The following is a 16,337-nucleotide window of genomic DNA, read 5'->3' as shown; positions in this document are numbered from 1 at the left end:
CCGACGAGCAACGGGACGCGATCCGCGGTCTCCGTTTGGTGGTGCAAGCCGAAACCGGGGACCCGGAGGCGGCGATCGCTCCGCTGCGCGAGTTGTACGGGAAGCGGCAAGCTCTGGCGGAAAGCCTGGCGACCGTGCTGCTGAAAGCGGGGCAAGCCGCCGAGGCAGCCGACCTGCTCCGCGAGCTTCTGGTTGAAGCGCGAGGCCGAGGCGCGCTGCTCCTGCGCGGCACCCTCGCGCAAGCCTGCGTCGAGAGCGGCAACCTGGACGAAGCGGAGCACTCCGCGCGAACCGTGCTGGCCGCCGGTGCCTGGCCAGCCGGACACCCCGTGGTGCTCGGCCTCCGCGCGACACTGGCCCGAGCCGCCGCCCAACGCGGCGACCGAATGGGTGCTGTGGCCGAGCTGGAAGCCGTGGTGTCCGGCTTCAAAGCGGTTTTCGGCGATGCCCATCCGCGCACCGTCCAGGCAACCGGCTGGCTGAACGAGTGCTGGCGGCCGCGGGCCCGAACCCGCGGCCGCCGAAGCATCACTCCGCCGATTCGTCCTCCGGACGCACCGGAACCGGCGTCCCGTCCCGCAAATGCGGTTCCCGCAGCCGGAAGATCTCCTCGAACTCCCGCATCCGCGCCGCCCGGTAGTCGGGCACCCCGGCCTGGTCGAAGCGGTAGAACCCGGCTCCGTCCTGGAGGCCGCGCCGCCGGCCGGTCATGTTGTCCTCGACGATCGCGGGCGCCTGGAACCGCTCGCCGAGTTCGCCGGTCAGGTAGCGCGAGGCGTAGTACAGGATGTCGCCGCCGCCCCAGTCGATGAATTCCAGCGGGCCCAGCACCGAAAACCGCGGCCCGAGCCCGGCGCGCACGGCGAGGTCGATCTCGGCGGCTCCGGCCACCCCTTCCTCGACCATCCGCGCGGCCTCGTTCATCAGCAGCGCCTGCAGCCGCGGCACGATGTACCCGGCGGCGGGCCCGCACACCACCGGCACCTTGCCGATTTCGCGCAGCAGTTCCACGAGCCGGTCGACCGCGGCCGGGTCGGTGGCGTCGCTGCGGCTGACCTCGACCAGCGGCATCAACTCGGCCGGGTTGAGCCAGTGCGCGTTGACGACCCGCTCCGGCCGTTCGGCGAGTTCCGCGATCTGCGTGACCAGGAAGGTCGACGTCGTCGAGGCCAGCACCGCCGACTCCGGCACCTGCGAACCGAGCCAGCCGAACACCTCGCGCTTGACGTCCATGACCTCCGGCACGGCCTCGAACACCACGGTCGCGTCGGCGAGTTCCTTCGCCGAACGGTCGCCCAGCGTCAGGCTTTCCAGCGCGTCCGCGTGGCCGAACATCGCGCGGAGCCGGTCGGCGAGACGCTTGCGGACCTCGTCGCGCCGGAGCTGGCGTTCCTCCTCGGTGCGGTTCTTGACGTCCGCGAGCAGCACCGGATGTCCCGCCGCGAGGAAGGCCAGCGCGATGCCCTCGCCCATCCGCCCGGCTCCGACGATGGCGATCACGACTGGACTCCGTCCCGCAGCAGCTCGGTCAGCCCGGCCCGGTCGAGATCCGCCAGGCCGAGGTTCTCGAAAGTCCGTCCCTCGGCGTAGAAATCGCGGCCGGTGATCGCGGAACCGAGCGCCAGCAGGCCTTCCGCGACCGGCGTCGGCACCCCGGCCCACCGGCCCGCGGACACCAGCAGCGACAGCCCGAGCCGGGTGTCTTCCACCATGTAGCGGTGCGTGTGGAGGTCGATCTTCTCGCGCCAGTCGCCGCTGTCGGTGAGCCGCTCGTGCGCCGAGCGGCCGTACATCCACTCGTCGCCGTCGGCGGCGTAGTGATCGGCCAGCGGGAAGTGCGGCGCGCCGTAGCCGAACGCTTCGCGCAGCGCGACCCGCTCGGCGTCCAGCGCGTCGGTGACGCTGCGGATGGACGGCTGCGTGCCCTCGTTGTGGATGTCCCAGGCGGCGAAATGCTCCAGCGGACCGGCGTTCATCGTGATCAGCGGCGGGTGGATGATCGGGCCCGCGTTCATCAGCGCGCCGCTGAGCCCGTCGCCCGCGTCCTCGACGCTCGGGTACGCCTCGCGCAGCGTCTTGAACGCGCTTTCCGCCAGCCGCAACGGGAAAACCCCGGTCGGCAGCCGGGTCGCGTACCCGCTGATCACCACTTCCGCGTCCCCGTGCCGGCGCGCGAGATACGGCAGCGTCCCGGCTTCGGCGAACGCGATCTCCGCACTGCCGCCCGCCGCCGCGACGGCCTTGGCGAACACCATCGAACCGAACGTGCCCGGCGGCATGAACACCACCTGGCCCTCGGTCAGCAGCGGAGCGAGCTGAGGAGCCAGGTCGTCATGCGTCGTCGACGGCAGCGGGATCACGACCAATGCCGCGTCGCGCACCGCCTCGGCGAGGTCCGCCACCGGGTTGATCTCCCCGGCGCCGTCGCCCACCGGCACCGATCGGGAACCTCGGTAATCCCGGACGCTCACCGCTCCGGTCGCGCGCACCGCTTCCAGCGCCTCGGCGTTCCGCCGCCACCAGCGCACTTCGTGGCCGTTCTCGGCGAGCTCCGCCACCGTGGCCCAGGAACCGTGTCCGCCCCCGAGAACCGCGATCTTCACTGTCATGTGCTCCTGTCTCGTACTGGTGTGCTGTCGCACTTTCTCACGGATCGACCAGGTCGGTCTCGGCCCACAGCCGATCTTGCTGCTCGCGCACGATCGCCCCGAATTCGCCCGGCACGATCGTCCGGTACGGCCCCGATTCGACCGCCACCCGAGCGATCGTCTCGACCGCCGGCGCCGGATCGCGTTGCATCGCGAGGAAATCCGAAAAGTCGTGCTCCGAGGCAGGCGCGTTCTCGACGAGTTTTTCGTTGAATCCGGTGGAAAACGGCCCGGGCTCGACGACCCGGACTTCGATCCCGTGCGGCCGCAGTTCCTGGCGAACCGCCTGCGCCATGGCTTCGAGGGCGAACTTGCTCGCCCCGTACGGGCCCGCCCCGGGCGCGACGAACAGCCCCGCCACCGACGTCACGAACACGATCCGCCCGCCGCGCCCGGCGGCGACAAGCCGATCGGCGACCAGCCGTGTCAGCTCGAGCGTGCCGAAGACGTTGACCTCGAACGTCTTCCGGACCACTGCGGAATCCGTGCGCAGAAGCGGACCTTCCGCACCGAATCCGGCGTTGTTGAGCAGAACGGACGCGTCGAGCGCCGCCGCTGCCTCGCGATCAGCCGGATCGAGCAGATCGAGCCGGGAGACCTCCGCGGCGAGCCCGCGCTCGGCGAACGCCGCCCGCGTCGGCTCGATCTGGTCGTCCCGTTCGACGGTGGCGAACACCCGATGCCCGCGCGCCGCGAGCGTCAATCCCACTCCCAGCCCCAGACCCGATCCCGCCCCGGTGATCACAACTGACTCGCTTGGCCGACCCACGCCCGCAGTGTCGCTTGCGTCGCGGCCCGGCCTCAATCAGACTTCCGCCACATGGAAGCCAGACCCACCGCGGCGGCGCGGCTGCTGTCGGTCCTGGACTGCTTCAGCCCGCGGACGCCGGTGCTTTCCCTGACCGAAATCGCCCAGTCCGCGAGCCTGCCGTTGAGCACGGCACACCGGCTGGTCGGCGAGCTGGCCGACTGGGGAGCGCTGGTCCGCGACGAACACGGCGGCTATCACCTCGGCCTGAAACTGTGGGAGCTGGGCTCGCTGTCGCTGGCCAGGGCGTCGATCCGCGAAATCGCCCTGCCGTACCTGGGCGACCTGTTCGACGCGACCGGCGAGAACGTGCACCTGTCCGTGCTGGACGGGACTGACGTCGTGTTCCTGGCCAGGCTGGCGGGACACCGTTCGGTCGGCATCCTGACCACGACCGGCAGCCGCCTTCCCGCGACCACCACCGCCACCGGCCGCGTCCTGCTCGCGCACGCCCCCGCCGACACCCGCGAATCCGCCCTGACCAGCCCGATCGCCGCGGAAACCCCGCACACCACGACCGACCCGGAAACCCTGCGTGCCGAACTCGCCGACATCGCCCGCACCGGCTATTGCGTCGCTGATCGCCAGCTCGCCGACGACGCGGTCGCCGTCGCCGCCCCGATCCGCGACGCAACCGCACGGGTCACCGCCGCGGTCGCGGTCGTGGGCCGCCGGGAGACGACCTCAGTAGCGCATCTGGTGCCCGCGGTGGTCACCACGGCGACCGGCGTGGCGCGGTCGCTCGGCTACCGCCGACCGACGCGTCGCCGTACGTGAGGTCTCACCTAGAGGTCTGAACCATCCGGCGCAGGTCAGGAAGCCGTGCTGTGCAACGCCTTGCTCAGCACCGCCGCGGTCAGCTCGACCTGCCACGGCCGTGCTCCGCCCGCCCGCAGCGCGTCCGCGACCGAGTCCTCCGCGAGATCGGCCGGGGGACGCCAGCAGGTACGCCGGACCAAATCCGGCAGCAGGAGGTTCTCCACCGGCAGCTTGCGGTCCTCCGCGATCGCGGCCAACGCGGCACGCGCGGCGGCCAGCCGGGCGGCGGCGTCGGGGTCCTTGTCGGCCCAGCGGTTCACCGGCGGCGGACCGTCGTTGGGCTGGCTCGGGCTCGGCAGCTCGCTCGCCGGCAGCGCTTTGGCCGCCTGGAGGTGCCGCAGCCAGCTGGCGGTGTACTTGCGCTGGACGCGTCCGCTGAACACCGGCAGCGCCTGCAGCTCCTCGACCGTCTTCGGATCGGACGTCACCGCGTTGACGATCGCGCTGTCGGGCAGGATCCGGCTCGGTGCGCGGTCGCGTTTGCGGGCCAGCTCGTCGCGGGCCTGCCACATCTCCCGCACCGCGGCGAGGCCGCGCGGGCTGCGGATCTTGTGCACCCCGGACGTCCGGCGCCACGGTTCGGCGCGCGGCGCGGGCGGGGGAGCGGTGCGCACGGCCTCGAACTCCTGCTGCGCCCACTCCAGCTTGCCCTGCGCGGCCAGCTCGGTCTCGAGCTTCGCGCGCAGTTCGTTGAGCAGCTCGACGTCGAGCGCGGCGTAGTTGAGCCAGTCGATCGGCAGCGGACGCTTCGACCAGTCCGCGGCGCTGTGGCCCTTTTCGAGGGTGTACCCGAGCAGCAGCTCCACGAGCGTGCCCAGCGCGACGCGTTCGTACCCGGCCAGCCGTCCGGCCAGTTCGGTGTCGAACAGCGAGCGCGGCCGCAGGTCCAGCTCCGCCAGGCACGGCAGATCCTGGGACGCGGCGTGCAGCACCCATTCGGTGTCGTTGAGGACGTCCCGCAGCGGGGCGAGGTCGTCGGCGAGCGCGATCGGGTCGATCAGCACCGTGCCGGAGCCTTCGCGGCGCAGCTGGACGAGATAGGCCTTGGGCCAGTAGCGATAGCCCGACGCCCGTTCGGTGTCGACGGCCACGGCGCCCGTGCCCGCGGCGAGCCGCGCGCACGCCTCGGCGAGCGCGTCGGGATCGGCCACGACCGGTGGGGTGCCCTCCGCCGGTTCCCTGAGCAGCACCGGCGTTCGGGAGTCCCCGGAGGGGTCGGTGGTCTCGTCTCCGGTCCGGGCTCCGTCCGCCTGTGCAGTTCCCATGTCCGACGACCCTACGGGACGGGCGGACCGCGCCTGGTCCGCCCGCCCCGCAGGGACGTGGTTCGTCGTCGTCAGCGGATCACGCCGGCTCGCATCGCCAGCGCGACCATCTGCGCCCGGTCGCCCGTGCCGAGCTTGCGCCCGATGCGGGACAGGTGGGACTTGACGGTGAGCGCGGAGAGGGAAAGCTCCTCCCCGATCTCCTTGTTCGACTGCCCGTCCGCGACGAGCTGGAGCACCTCCACCTCGCGAGCCGACAGCTCGCGCGGGGTGTTGTCGGTGCCCGCCACTCGCGTGCCGGTCGCCAGGACCGGGGCCACGCTCGGGTCGGCGTAAACGCCGCCTTCGAGAACCCGGCGCACGCCGTCGGTGACCACCACCGGCGACGCCGACTTCAGCAGGTACGCCTGAGCTCCGGCCTGGAACGCGGAGCGCACCGCGTACGGGTCGTCGGAGGATGCCAGGACCACCACGCGCGGCCAGCCGTGGCTACGGAGTTCCGTAACCAGTTCGATTCCGCTGCCGTCCGGCAGTCCGAGATCGAGGATCGCCAGGTCGCACGGGCCGGTGGCCTGTGCTCGCGCCCTCGCCTCGGCCACCGTGGCGGCTTCGTGGACAGTGCCCGCACCCATTTGTGCGAGTCGTGCTGCGATTGCCTCCCTCAACAGCGGGTGGTCATCGACCACCAACACGGAAAAAAGCTCTTCCCGCGGGTGCGGAACCATGCTCGCCGGCAAGGCGCCGGCTGGCGTGGATCGGACGGCCTGAGATAAGCCGACGGTAGCCACGTCACTACCTCCCTGGAGTCGGTCGTGCCCCCCGACCGGCACCGGGACCTTCGGCCGTTCAGCCGCGCCAGCTTTAGACCGAAAGTGGTGTCGTCCCAGGCACTGTAGCCGTCCGGACGCCGTTGCGGGGGGATCGAATGGGTATCTATCCGAAACAGTTCGTCACTCAGCGAGGTCGTTGTAACACGATCGGACTAACGATCGAAGTCTTGTTAACAACTGACGACCGGGCTGCGATGCACCTGAGTTACCGGCAATGAAACGGGCGTGCAGATGGCCCGTGCACCTGCGGGTGCTCGCGGAGCCGGGCCGCCGCCCCCGTGATCCGGATCCGGAAATGCGCCCCGGCCGGGGCAAGATCATTTTCTTTCATGTTTTGCCGCCCGTGCCGCGCGGCCGCGCGCTCCTGGCCGGAGTGACCGGAAAGGGCCCGGAAACCGCGTCGGAGCTGGTTACCGGGGGTTCACTGCCTGTGATCACGCCCGGCCACGAACGTGCGGCATCCGGAGCAGCGCCCGCTGCGGTCCACGATGGACGGTCGGGAGCGGACGCCCGGAAGCCCCGCCGAAGATCCCGCCGGAGCGCTGAGGGGGCCCGGATCCGCCCGGGAAGGCGCGTTCGTGCGCGTGCAAGCGCCGCGGAGACGCTGCCCGACCGGGTGAACTTAGGAAATCAGGAGCTCTGCCGCTGCTCGAACAGCGTGACGCCCACCGGAGGCAGCCCCACGACGCTCGCCATCACCTGGCAGAACGCGAGCCCGTGCGGCCCGAGCGCGCCGTCGGTGGGGGTCCAGGACGCCCGCAGCTCGAGGTCGTCGGTGCGGGCCGGGCCGGAGATGTCGCCGAACCGGGCCGAGGACGTCTCGGTGACGGTGCCGCCGAGCGCCTTCCACGACGCTCCGGAGGCCTCCAGCGCGTCGGTGAGCCACGACCAGCCGACTGCCGGGAGAAACGGATCCGTGGCCAGCTCGCGGTCGAGCTCGGCGCGGACGTACATGACCAGCCGCAGCACGCCGTCCCAGCCCTCCTGGCCGTCCGGGTCGTGCAGCAGCACCAGCCTGCCGGACGCCAGCACGTCCGCGGGCCCGGAAACGTCGCAGCTCAACGCATAGGACCACGGCGCGAGCCGCTGCGGCGCACGCATCGTCTCCAGGCGGATCTCCGGGCGCGGCCGGACGGCTTGCAGCGCCGCGACGGCTTCGCGGAAGAGATCGGGCACTGGCGTCATCGCGGTCACGCTCCGACTGTAGGGCGGCGACACCCGGTTGCGGACGCAGGCGCGCCGAGCGAGACCGACCCGCGACCCACGGGACCGCTTTGGCTGCCCTCCGCCTCCCCTGCGCGGGGCCGCGGCGTGTGGAGGTCCGTGACGGAATCAGACCACGGGACGGCTCCGGCTGCCCTCCGCTTCCCTTGCGCGGGGGAGAGGGAATCAGATTCCCCAGAGTTCCCCTCGCGGACCTAACCAGCGCGCTGTGCTGGGCGGACTTTCGTTCTGCGGTAGATGCTGCGTCGCGTCTGGGCGCGTTCCCCAGGGTTCCTCTCGCGGAGTCGCTGGGCTGCGCTGTGCTGGCGGACCCTCGTTCTGGGGTAGATGTGGTGCCGGGTTGGGCGCGTTTCCCCAGGGCTCGCCTCGCGGATCTGTGCAGCCGTGCTGTGCTGGGCGGACCCTCGTTCTGGGGTAGGGGCTGGGCGAGTCCCCCCCCGGGTTCCTTTCGCGGATCTGCTCGGTCGCGCTGTGCTGGGCGGACTCTTGCTCGGCGGTAGATGCGGCACCGGAGTTGGGCGCGTTCCCCAGGGTTCCCCTCGCGGACATGTTCGGCCGTGCTGTGCTGGGCGGACTCTCGCCCGCGGAAGGCCCACCCCCGGGGGCTGGGCGCGTTGGGCACGGGGCGGCCCGGGACTGTCGGGCCCGAGTGGGACCATGGGGTTCGTGCCTCAGGTTTCGTCCGCGCCCGTCGGCGCCCCGTCCGTTTCGCCCCGTCGCGCCCTGCCCGGGTCGGCCTTCCTCGCCGCCGCGCGCGGGGAGCGGCCCGCGCACGTTCCGGTGTGGTTCATGCGCCAGGCCGGTCGTTCGCTGCCGGAGTACCGCGCGCTGCGCGAGGGCGTCCCGATGCTCGACGCGTGCTTCGACCCGGAGATGCTCGCCGAGATCACGATGCAGCCGGTCCGCAGGCTGGGCGTCGACGCGGCGATCCTGTTCAGCGACATCGTGGTCCCGCTCAAGGCGGCGGGCGTCGACATCGACATCGTCCCCGGCACCGGCCCGGTCGTGGCCTCGCCGGTGCGCGACGCGGACGCGGTGCGCGCGCTGCCGAAGCTCGAACCGGAGCAGGTCGGCAAGGTCGCCGAGGGCGTCCGGCTGCTGGTGGAGCGGCTCGGCGAAACGCCGCTGATCGGGTTCGCCGGCGCGCCGTTCACGCTGGCCAGCTACCTGATCGAGGGTGGCCCGAGCCGCAACCACGAGCACACCAAAGCCCTGATGCACTCGCAGCCCGAGGTCTGGCACGACCTCGCCGCGCGCCTCGCCGACATCGCCGCCACGTTCCTGCGCGCCCAGCTCGACGCGGGCGTCGACGCGGTGCAGCTGTTCGACTCGTGGGCCGGTGCGCTGTCCGAGCGCGACTACCGCGAGTTCGTGCTGCCGCATTCGACCCGGGTGCTGGCCGTGGCCGGCGAGTACGGCGTGCCGCGGATCCACTTCGGCGTCGGCACCGGCGAACTGCTCGGCGCGATGCACGAGGCGGGCGCGGACGTGGTCGGCGTCGACTGGCGGATCCCGCTCGACGTCGCGGTCCACCGGCTCGGCGGCAAGGTGTCCGTGCAGGGCAACCTCGACCCGGCGCTGCTGTACGCGTCGTGGCCGGTCCTGGAGGCCGAGGTGCGCCGGATCGTCGAAGAGGGCCGCGCGGCTCGCGGGCACGTCTTCAACCTCGGCCACGGCGTGCTGCCGAGCGTTGACCCGGAGGTGCTGAAGCGGGTCGTCGACCTGGTGCACTCGCTGTGAAACACGTCGCGGTCGTAGGCGGCGGGATCTCCGGGCTGGCCGCGGCGTACCGGGTGCGCCGGCTGCTCGGCGACCGGGTGACGATCACCGTTTTCGAGAGCACGCCCGCGATCGGCGGCAAGCTGCGCACGGCGGAGGTCGGCGGAGTCAGCTATGACGTCGGGGCCGAGGCGTTCCTCGCCCGGCGGCCCGAGATGATTTCGCTGGTCGAGGAGGTCGGCCTCGCCGATCGCCTGGTCCATCCGACGAAGGCGCGCGCCAAAATCCACGCCGGCGGCGCGGTGCAGAGCCTGCCGCCCGGCACCGTGATGGGAGTCCCGGCGTCCGCGGACTCGGTCGCGGGCGTGCTGTCCGAGGACGGCCGGAGCGCGGTCGAGAAGGAACGCTCGCTAGGCCCGGTCGAACTGGGCGAGGGCGACGTTCCGCTCGGGCCCTTGCTGCGCACGCGCTTCGGAGATGAGCTGGTAGACCGGCTGGTCGACCCGCTGCTGGGCGGCGTGTACGCGGGAGGTGCCGACGGTCTTGGCCTCCGCGCGACGATGCCCGGCCTGGCCAACGCGATCGAAGCCGGAGCGGGTTCGCTCACCGAAGCTGCGTCGTCGCTGCTGCCGAAAACGCCGGGCACCGCACCGGTTTTCGGCAGCCTCGCCGGCGGCTTGCAGGGCTTGCTCGACCGGTTGCTGGAGCTTTCCGGTGCCGAACTGCGCACTTCGTCGACGGTCCGCACGCTGACGCGGACACCGTCCGGCTGGCGCCTCGAATTCGGTGCTGCCGCGCCAGCGCACGCGCCTGCCGACAGCCCGGTCGACGCGGACGCCGTCCTGCTCGCCGTGCCCGCACCGGCCGCCCGGAAACTGCTCGACGGGGTGGTCCCGGCGGCTTCGACCGCGTTCGGCGAGGTGGAACTGGCGTCGATGGCAGTCGTCGCGTTCGCTTTCCCGCCCGGCACGGAGCTGCCGGATGCGTCCGGAATCCTCATCGGTGCGGGAGAGCGGGACGCGGAAGGCGTGCCGTACGCGTCCAAGGCGTTCACGTTTTCGTCGAACAAGTGGGCTCACCTCGGCGACGCCGGACCGGTGCTGGTGCGCGGTTCAGTCGGCCGGTTCGGCGAGCCCGGCGCGCTGAACGGCGACGACGATGCCCTGGTCGCAGCGGTCCGCGCGGACCTGGCCCGGCTCGCCGGCGTCACCGCGAAGCCGATCGACACCCTGGTGACGCGCTGGGGCGGCGGCCTTCCGCAGTACGGCACCGGCCACCTGGAGCGGGTGACCCGGATCGAGAAGGCAGTCGCGGATGTCCCGGGCCTGGCCGTGGCGGGCGCCACGCTGCACGGCGTCGGCCTGCCCGCGTGCGTGGCCACGGCCGACGCGGCTGCCCGCCGGATCGCGGAGCAGCTCTTCGTGTGACGGAGCCCCATGGCGATCGCCGGGCGAGGAGTGCCAGGATGGAGTCATGGCGCGGCTGAATTACAACGAACTCAACGACACGATCCGCTACACCACGTGGTCGGTCTTCCGGATCGAACCGGGGAAGTTGGGGGAGGACCGCGGCGCCGCGGGCCGGGAGACGGCCGAGTACCTCGACGGGCTCGAGGCCAAGGGCGTCGTCGTCCGGGGCGTGTACGACGTGTCCGGCCTCCGGGCTGACGCGGACTACATGATCTGGTGGCACGCCGAGGAGATCGAGCAGGTCCAGGCCGCCTACACCGGGTTCCGGCGTACGCCGCTCGGCCGCGCGTCCACGCCGGTCTGGAGCCAGACCGCGCTGCACCGGCCCGCCGAGTTCAACAAGAGCCACGTGCCCGCGTTCCTGGCTGGCGAGGAGGCGCGCAAGTACATCTGCGTGTACCCGTTCGTCCGGTCCTACGACTGGTACCTGCTGCCTGACGAGGACCGGCGCAAGATGCTGGCCGACCACGGCAAGGAGGCGCGGGACTACCCGGACGTGCGCGCCAACACCGTCGCGTCGTTCGCGCTCGGCGACTACGAGTGGATCCTCGCCTTCGAGGCCGACGAACTGCACCGGATCGTCGACCTGATGCGCCACCTGCGCAACACCGAGGCGCGTCGCCACGTGCGCGTCGAAATCCCGTTCTACACCGGCACGAAGGTGCCGCCCGCCGAACTCGTCGCGGCTCTGCCGTAACCGCCGGTGCAGGACGTACTCGCCGGGGCCTGGCAGTCGCTCGCCGGGGAACCGTTGCCCGCCGTGTCCTTGACCGGCGACGAATCCGTGCTGCCCGGACACTTCCGGGTCCCCGCCATGGCGACCGCGAGCATCGCCGCGGCCACCCTGTCCGCGGGTGAGCTGCTGCGGCTGCGCGGCATCGACCCAGGCACGGTGTCGGTCGATACCCGGCACTCCGCCGCCGCGTTCCGCAGCGAGCACCTGCTGCGCATCGACGGCGAGCCCGGACCGAGCCCGTGGGGCAGGATCGCGGGCGACTACCGCGCCGCCGACGGCTGGATCAAGCTGCACTGCAACACCCCACGGCATGAAGCGGCGGTCTGCTGGGCGCTCGGCGTCCCGGCGACCCGTGAAGCCGTAACCAAGACCGTGGCCGCGAAATCCATGGCAGAGGTCGAATCCGCCGTGGTGACCGCAGGCGGCGCGGCAGCGTTGATGCGCTCGCGCGAGGACTGGCTGGCACACCCGCAAGGCCAGGCCGTCGCGGACTTGCCGCTGGTCGAACTGAACCGCATCGGCGACGCGCCGAAGCGCACCCTGTTCGACTCGGACCGTCCGATGGGCGGCGTCCGCGTGCTGGAACTGACGCACGTCCTCGCCGGACCCGTCGCAGGCCGCGTGCTGGCGGCGCACGGCGCGAACGTGCTGCACGTCGGTGCCGCGCACCTGCCGCGAATCCCAGTCCTGACCATGGACACCGGCCAGGGCAAGCGCTCGGCGTTCATCGCACTCGACACCGAGGGCGGCCGCGCGAAGCTGAAAAAGCTCATCGCCCGCGCGGACGTCCTGCTCCAGACCTTCCGCCCCGGCGCACTCGCCCGCATCGGCTTCGGCCCGGAAGAGCTCGCCGAACTCCGCCCAGGCCTCGTGGTCGCGGATATCTCGGCATACGGCTGGACCGGCCCGTGGGCCCGCCGCCGCGGCTTCGACAGCCTCGTGCAGATGTCGTCCGGCATCGCCGAGGAGTACGCCACCGACGCCCCGGCACCGCTGCCCGCGCAAGCACTGGACCACGCCACCGGCTGGCTCACCGCCGCCGCCATCATGACGGCCCTCCGCCGCACCGTCACCGACGGCGGCACCTGGCACGCCCGCCTGTCCCTCGCCGGCACCGGACGGTGGCTGGATTCCTTGGGCCGCAAGGACCCGGAACCGTCCGAAGTGGACTACACGGACGTCCTGGAGACGGTCGACAGCGACTTCGGCCGGATGACCCGTGTGCGGATGGCGGGAGAGCTGCCGGGCGCGCCGCCGCACTGGGACCATCCGTCGCACCGGCCCGGGGCGGACACTCCGGTGTGGTCGCCGGTCGTGGCTCAGCCGGTCTCGTAAGCGACGCCGGACCCGGCGAGCGGCCGCGCTGGCGACGCGGACACCGCTGTGCTGCACCGGCCTCGTGCGCGGCTTCGGCGAGCTGACTCGCGTGCGGATGGTCGGCGAGTTGCTGGGCGCGCCGCCGCGCTGGGACCATCCGTCGCACCGGCCTGGCGCGGACACTCCGGTGTGGTCGCCGGTCGTGGCTCAGCCGGTCTCGTAAGCGACGCCAGACCCAACGAGCTGCTGCGCTGGGAGGACTTGCCGCAGCAGCCTGCGCGATACGCCGGTGTGGGCGCTGGTGGTGCCTCAGCCGGTCTCGTAAGCGATGCCAGACCCGACGAGCGGTGCACTGGCGACGCGGACACCGGTGTGCTGCACCGGCCTCGTGGGTGCCGCATTCCGCAAGAGCGCCGTGGCGGTTTCGCGTGGTGCCGCCAGTGCGCTGAGCGCCGTCGGCACCATGAGTGCCGCGTCGGTCCGGCGAGTGCCGTGTCGGCCTCGCGTGACACCTGCCAGTCCAGCGAGCACAGCCAATTCCCGCGCACCCAGGTCTGTGGGTCGCCCCGCCAGTCCCGGCTCGCGCGCCGGTCACGCGAGCGCTGCCGTGACCACCACCAGCCTCCTGCAGCACCGCCAGCCAACGCCGCCCGTGAAGCAGCGGCTAAATCGGCATAAGCCCTCCCGTAACCCGCTTGTCCGGATAAGCCGCCAGTCCGCCCACCGCGACCAGCTCAGCCGGTCCTGCGCCGGCACCCGCAGCCGCCTGCTGTTCGGCCCGCGCGAGGACCGTCGCCCCCGCAGTCGTCGGCGGCAGTGAACTGACCTTCCGTTCGCCGAACTGCTTGGTGATCCGCTGACTGCCGACGAGACAGAGCCAGAGCGTCAGCGCCACCTCGCCGAAAACAAGCACCACCATGGCGTTCAGATGAGACCGGCCCACGTCGTAGACCGTCCGTCCCACCCCGGCCGCCAGCAAAACCACGGCTACCGCGGTGAGCGTGTACCCGAGACCCGTCAACGGCCTGCGCCTGCTGACCAGCCGCCGCTGGACGAGATCGGTTTCGAGCGCCCGGATCGCAGGCTTGAGCACCGACGACCGCGCGACCCACGACGCGAGACGACCGCGACCAGCCGCCTGATGCACGGCTTGCTCAAGCGGCGGCGACGCTGGCGGCGGTCCAGCGGCGACGATCTCGCCCAGCGACCCGACCTGCAGCTGGCCACGCGCGAGCAGTGTCGCGATCACGGCCTCGACCAGCCGAGGCCGCCCGCCCGCCAGGTACGCGACGTCGTAGACATCGCGCGGCACGGCGGCCGACTCCGGCGCGGACGCCTGCGTGGCCAGCTTGTCCTTGCCAGTGGCCAAAATGCTCGCCAAACCCGCGGCGGTGGCGACGTAGACGAGCAGCATCGGGCTCACCGCGGCCCAGAATCCGTTCACGACAGGTTCCCTCCCTCCCGGCTCGGCAGAGATCGGATAACACCGCCGTAACCAGACATGTCGTCAGCGTAGCCAGCACCACCGACAAAAACCGAACGGGCTCAGCGCCGGAACCACCTGCGCCGAGGTTTGGGCAGGTCACCGCGGGCGATGAGCCACTCCGCGAACGCGTCGGCATACTCGCGCGCCCGGATCGAAGTCGTCTTCGGACGCTCCGCCGCATACGCGTCGAACAATGGCCGATACCGCGGACCCAGCGCCTCGGGCAGGTCCGGCCGCAGGTAAGCCACCAGCCGCCGTCGCTTGGCGAGTAGGACGACCGCTTCGATGCGCAACCGCGAGGCATCGAAGCCGGACGGCGCCTCGGCCCCGGTCAGTAAGCTGTCCAGCAACGCAGCTTGCCGAGCAGCCAGTTCTTCCCGGCTCACAACGTCACCGCGGTCCGCAATGCGACCAGTTCGGCGGCGAGTTCGGAATCGGTGGGATAGTCGTCGTCGCGCTCCAGGAGAACGCCCGGCGGATCCGTGCGACGGCGAAGTTCGGTGAGCAGCTCCAGCACCTCCGGCAGCACCGGATGCGCGTGCGTGTCGTGGTAAACCCCGTCGCGCTCCACGCCGCCCGCCATGTGCACGTACGCGAGCCGTTCCCACGGAATCCCGTCCAGGAAAGCCACTGGATCGGTGCCCACGTTGCGCGCGTTCGCATACAGGTTCGCGACGTCGATGATCAGCAGACAGCCGGTCCGCTCGGTCAGCTCGGTGAGGAATTGTTCCTCGGTCAGCTCGTTGTCCGGCCACTCCAGCAGCGCCGCGATGTTCTCCAGCGCGAACGGTACATCCACAATGGACTGTGCGAGCCGGACGTTGTCCACCAGCACGTCCAGCGCCGCGCGCGAGCGAGGCAGCGGCATCAGATGTCCGGAGTCGAGCCCGCCCGCGCGGACGAAGCACACGTGGTCGCTGACCAGCGGCGCGTCGAGAGCCCGCGCCAGTTCGGCCAGGTGCTCCACTCGCGCGGTGTCCAGCGGCTCGGCTCCGCCCAGCGACAGCGACACCGCGTGCGGCAGCACCGGCATCCCGCGATCCTTCAGCGCCAGCAGGCTTTCCGGCAGGTGCGGGGCGTGCAGATTCTCCGCGACCACCTCGACCCAGTCCACGCCCGGCAGCCGCGCGATCGACAGGTCCAGTTCCGGCCGCCAGCCGATGCCGATCCCCAACCGGTCAGCCACCGCACCCACCTCCGCCTCCACACCCGCTGCCACCGCCGCAGGACGATCCACCGCCGGACGACGTTCCCGCGCCGCTCGTCAACGCCAAGCTTGTCGCATGGTCCGGGTACTGCGCGAACCCGCCCAGCGCGACCAGCGAAGCAGCACCGAACAGCAGCGCGCCGGACTGGGCCCGCTGCGTCACCGGGTCTGTCCGCACCGCGACGACCAGCGCGCGCCCGGCTTTGGTCGGACGGACTTTCGGCCGCCTGCGGCCGGCCACCGCCAGGACCGCCAGAATCGCTGTGACGGCCAGCAGGACGTTCAATCCCGCAGTCGGCCGGTGCAGCGCGGAGCCGTTCACTGAGCGCACCAGACCGACTATGAACAGGGCGGCGTAGACCAGAACCACTCCGGTCGCGAAGGAGGCGGAGGCGACCGTAACCAGACCGCGTTTGCGGAGGTCGTTTCCGATGCTCCGCACCGGCGCGGAGACCGCTTCCGCCGTACGCAGCGTCGAAGCCGTGTGGGGCCGCTTCCGCACGGCCTCGTAGACCGCCTGCTCGACCGGCCCTGTCGGGGCTCCAGAGACGGCCGTGAGCTGGCCCCTGCTGTCGACCCGCAGCAGCCCGCGCTCCAGCAACGCCGCGATCGCCGTGTCGATCGTGCGGTGAGGGCCGCCGACGAGGCAGGCGAGCTGGTAGACGTCGAGCGGACGATGCGTGTCCGCGGGCGCTTGGCGCAGCAGCGGCCAGACCAGCTGCACCGCCAGCGTCAAGGCCAGCGCGGAACCGTAGACCGCCAGGAACTGCGGGCCGGAGATCCCCCAAGGCTCGTGCATGGCGCCTCCC

General features: G+C 71.5%; 16 protein-coding genes. 6 read left to right on the top strand and 10 right to left on the bottom strand.

Annotated elements, in window-relative coordinates:
- Positions 1-528: 528 nt before the first annotated feature.
- The 3 genes from DMP23_RS04060 to DMP23_RS04050 are packed head-to-tail and all read right to left on the bottom strand — an operon-like array spanning position 529 to position 3,393.
- Positions 529-1,500, bottom strand: a complete 972-nt coding sequence (locus DMP23_RS04060; protein ID WP_337820207.1) for a 3-hydroxyacyl-CoA dehydrogenase NAD-binding domain-containing protein — start codon at positions 1,498-1,500, stop codon at positions 529-531.
- Positions 1,497-2,609 (bottom strand): NAD/NADP-dependent octopine/nopaline dehydrogenase family protein, encoded by a 1,113-nt coding sequence (locus DMP23_RS04055; RefSeq protein WP_240690770.1) that lies wholly within the window; start codon positions 2,607-2,609, stop codon positions 1,497-1,499. The genes DMP23_RS04060 and DMP23_RS04055 overlap by 4 nt, the downstream gene beginning before the upstream one ends.
- A 37-nt stretch (positions 2,610-2,646) precedes the next feature.
- The gene (locus tag DMP23_RS04050; RefSeq protein ID WP_337820206.1) at positions 2,647-3,393 is read right to left on the bottom strand and encodes an SDR family NAD(P)-dependent oxidoreductase; all 747 of its coding nucleotides are present in this window, start codon (positions 3,391-3,393) and stop codon (positions 2,647-2,649) included.
- Positions 3,394-3,468: 75 nt separating this feature from the next.
- On the opposite strand from DMP23_RS04050, the gene DMP23_RS04045 reads away from it, so the two are divergent.
- Positions 3,469-4,233, top strand: coding sequence for an IclR family transcriptional regulator (locus DMP23_RS04045; protein WP_337820205.1), 765 nt, complete (start codon positions 3,469-3,471; stop codon positions 4,231-4,233).
- A gap of 35 nt (positions 4,234-4,268) precedes the next feature.
- Here DMP23_RS04045 and DMP23_RS04040 read toward each other — a convergent pair whose 3' ends face one another.
- The 3 genes from DMP23_RS04040 to DMP23_RS04030 all read right to left on the bottom strand — a co-directional run bounded on the left by DMP23_RS04040 (position 4,269) and on the right by DMP23_RS04030 (position 7,564).
- Complete coding sequence (locus DMP23_RS04040; RefSeq protein WP_238607493.1) at positions 4,269-5,540, bottom strand: ribonuclease D; 1,272 nt, start codon at positions 5,538-5,540, stop codon at positions 4,269-4,271.
- Positions 5,541-5,611: 71 nt separating this feature from the next.
- Positions 5,612-6,328 (bottom strand): response regulator transcription factor, encoded by a 717-nt coding sequence (locus DMP23_RS04035; RefSeq protein WP_033291604.1) that lies wholly within the window; start codon positions 6,326-6,328, stop codon positions 5,612-5,614.
- 672 nt (positions 6,329-7,000) lie between these two features.
- Positions 7,001-7,564, bottom strand: a complete 564-nt coding sequence (locus DMP23_RS04030; RefSeq protein ID WP_037819065.1) for a DUF3000 domain-containing protein — start codon at positions 7,562-7,564, stop codon at positions 7,001-7,003.
- Positions 7,565-8,251: 687 nt separating this feature from the next.
- Between DMP23_RS04030 and hemE the strand changes: the two genes are divergently transcribed.
- The 5 genes from hemE to DMP23_RS04005 all read left to right on the top strand — a co-directional run bounded on the left by hemE (position 8,252) and on the right by DMP23_RS04005 (position 13,058).
- Positions 8,252-9,334, top strand: a complete 1,083-nt coding sequence (gene hemE / locus DMP23_RS04025) for a uroporphyrinogen decarboxylase (RefSeq protein ID WP_337820204.1) — start codon at positions 8,252-8,254, stop codon at positions 9,332-9,334.
- Positions 9,331-10,740, top strand: a complete 1,410-nt coding sequence (hemG, locus tag DMP23_RS04020; protein ID WP_337820203.1) for a protoporphyrinogen oxidase — start codon at positions 9,331-9,333, stop codon at positions 10,738-10,740. The genes hemE and hemG overlap by 4 nt, the downstream gene beginning before the upstream one ends.
- Before the next feature lie 46 nt (positions 10,741-10,786).
- Positions 10,787-11,479, top strand: coding sequence for a hydrogen peroxide-dependent heme synthase (gene hemQ, locus DMP23_RS04015; RefSeq protein ID WP_037819061.1), 693 nt, complete (start codon positions 10,787-10,789; stop codon positions 11,477-11,479).
- A gap of 6 nt (positions 11,480-11,485) precedes the next feature.
- Entirely contained in the window at positions 11,486-12,853 is a 1,368-nt protein-coding gene (locus DMP23_RS04010) for a CoA transferase (protein ID WP_337820202.1), read from the top strand.
- Positions 12,854-12,917: 64 nt separating this feature from the next.
- Complete coding sequence (locus DMP23_RS04005) at positions 12,918-13,058, top strand: hypothetical protein (protein WP_337820201.1); 141 nt, start codon at positions 12,918-12,920, stop codon at positions 13,056-13,058.
- Between the two features lie 441 nt (positions 13,059-13,499).
- Here DMP23_RS04005 and DMP23_RS04000 read toward each other — a convergent pair whose 3' ends face one another.
- The 4 genes from DMP23_RS04000 to DMP23_RS03985 all read right to left on the bottom strand — a co-directional run bounded on the left by DMP23_RS04000 (position 13,500) and on the right by DMP23_RS03985 (position 16,327).
- A complete protein-coding gene (locus tag DMP23_RS04000) occupies positions 13,500-14,279 on the bottom strand; it encodes a TIGR04222 domain-containing membrane protein (RefSeq protein WP_337820200.1) in 780 nt (259 codons plus the stop codon).
- Between the two features lie 101 nt (positions 14,280-14,380).
- Complete coding sequence (locus DMP23_RS03995) at positions 14,381-14,707, bottom strand: hypothetical protein (protein WP_337820199.1); 327 nt, start codon at positions 14,705-14,707, stop codon at positions 14,381-14,383.
- Positions 14,704-15,507 carry a DUF692 domain-containing protein gene (locus tag DMP23_RS03990; protein ID WP_337820198.1) on the bottom strand — a complete coding sequence of 268 codons (804 nt, stop codon included), beginning with the start codon at positions 15,505-15,507 and terminating at the stop codon, positions 14,704-14,706. Before DMP23_RS03990 ends, DMP23_RS03995 begins: the two co-directional genes overlap by 4 nt.
- Positions 15,500-16,327 carry a TIGR04222 domain-containing membrane protein gene (locus DMP23_RS03985; RefSeq protein WP_337820197.1) on the bottom strand — a complete coding sequence of 276 codons (828 nt, stop codon included), beginning with the start codon at positions 16,325-16,327 and terminating at the stop codon, positions 15,500-15,502. The genes DMP23_RS03990 and DMP23_RS03985 overlap by 8 nt, the downstream gene beginning before the upstream one ends.
- Between the last annotated feature and the right edge of the window lie 10 nt (positions 16,328-16,337).

Origin of the sequence: Amycolatopsis sp. A1MSW2902, from assembly GCF_017312175.1 — a bacterium.
Classification (GTDB): domain Bacteria; phylum Actinomycetota; class Actinomycetes; order Mycobacteriales; family Pseudonocardiaceae; genus Amycolatopsis; species Amycolatopsis nivea.
Note: the sequence above shows the minus strand (reverse complement) of the source record. Positions and strands in the feature narration are given on the sequence as shown.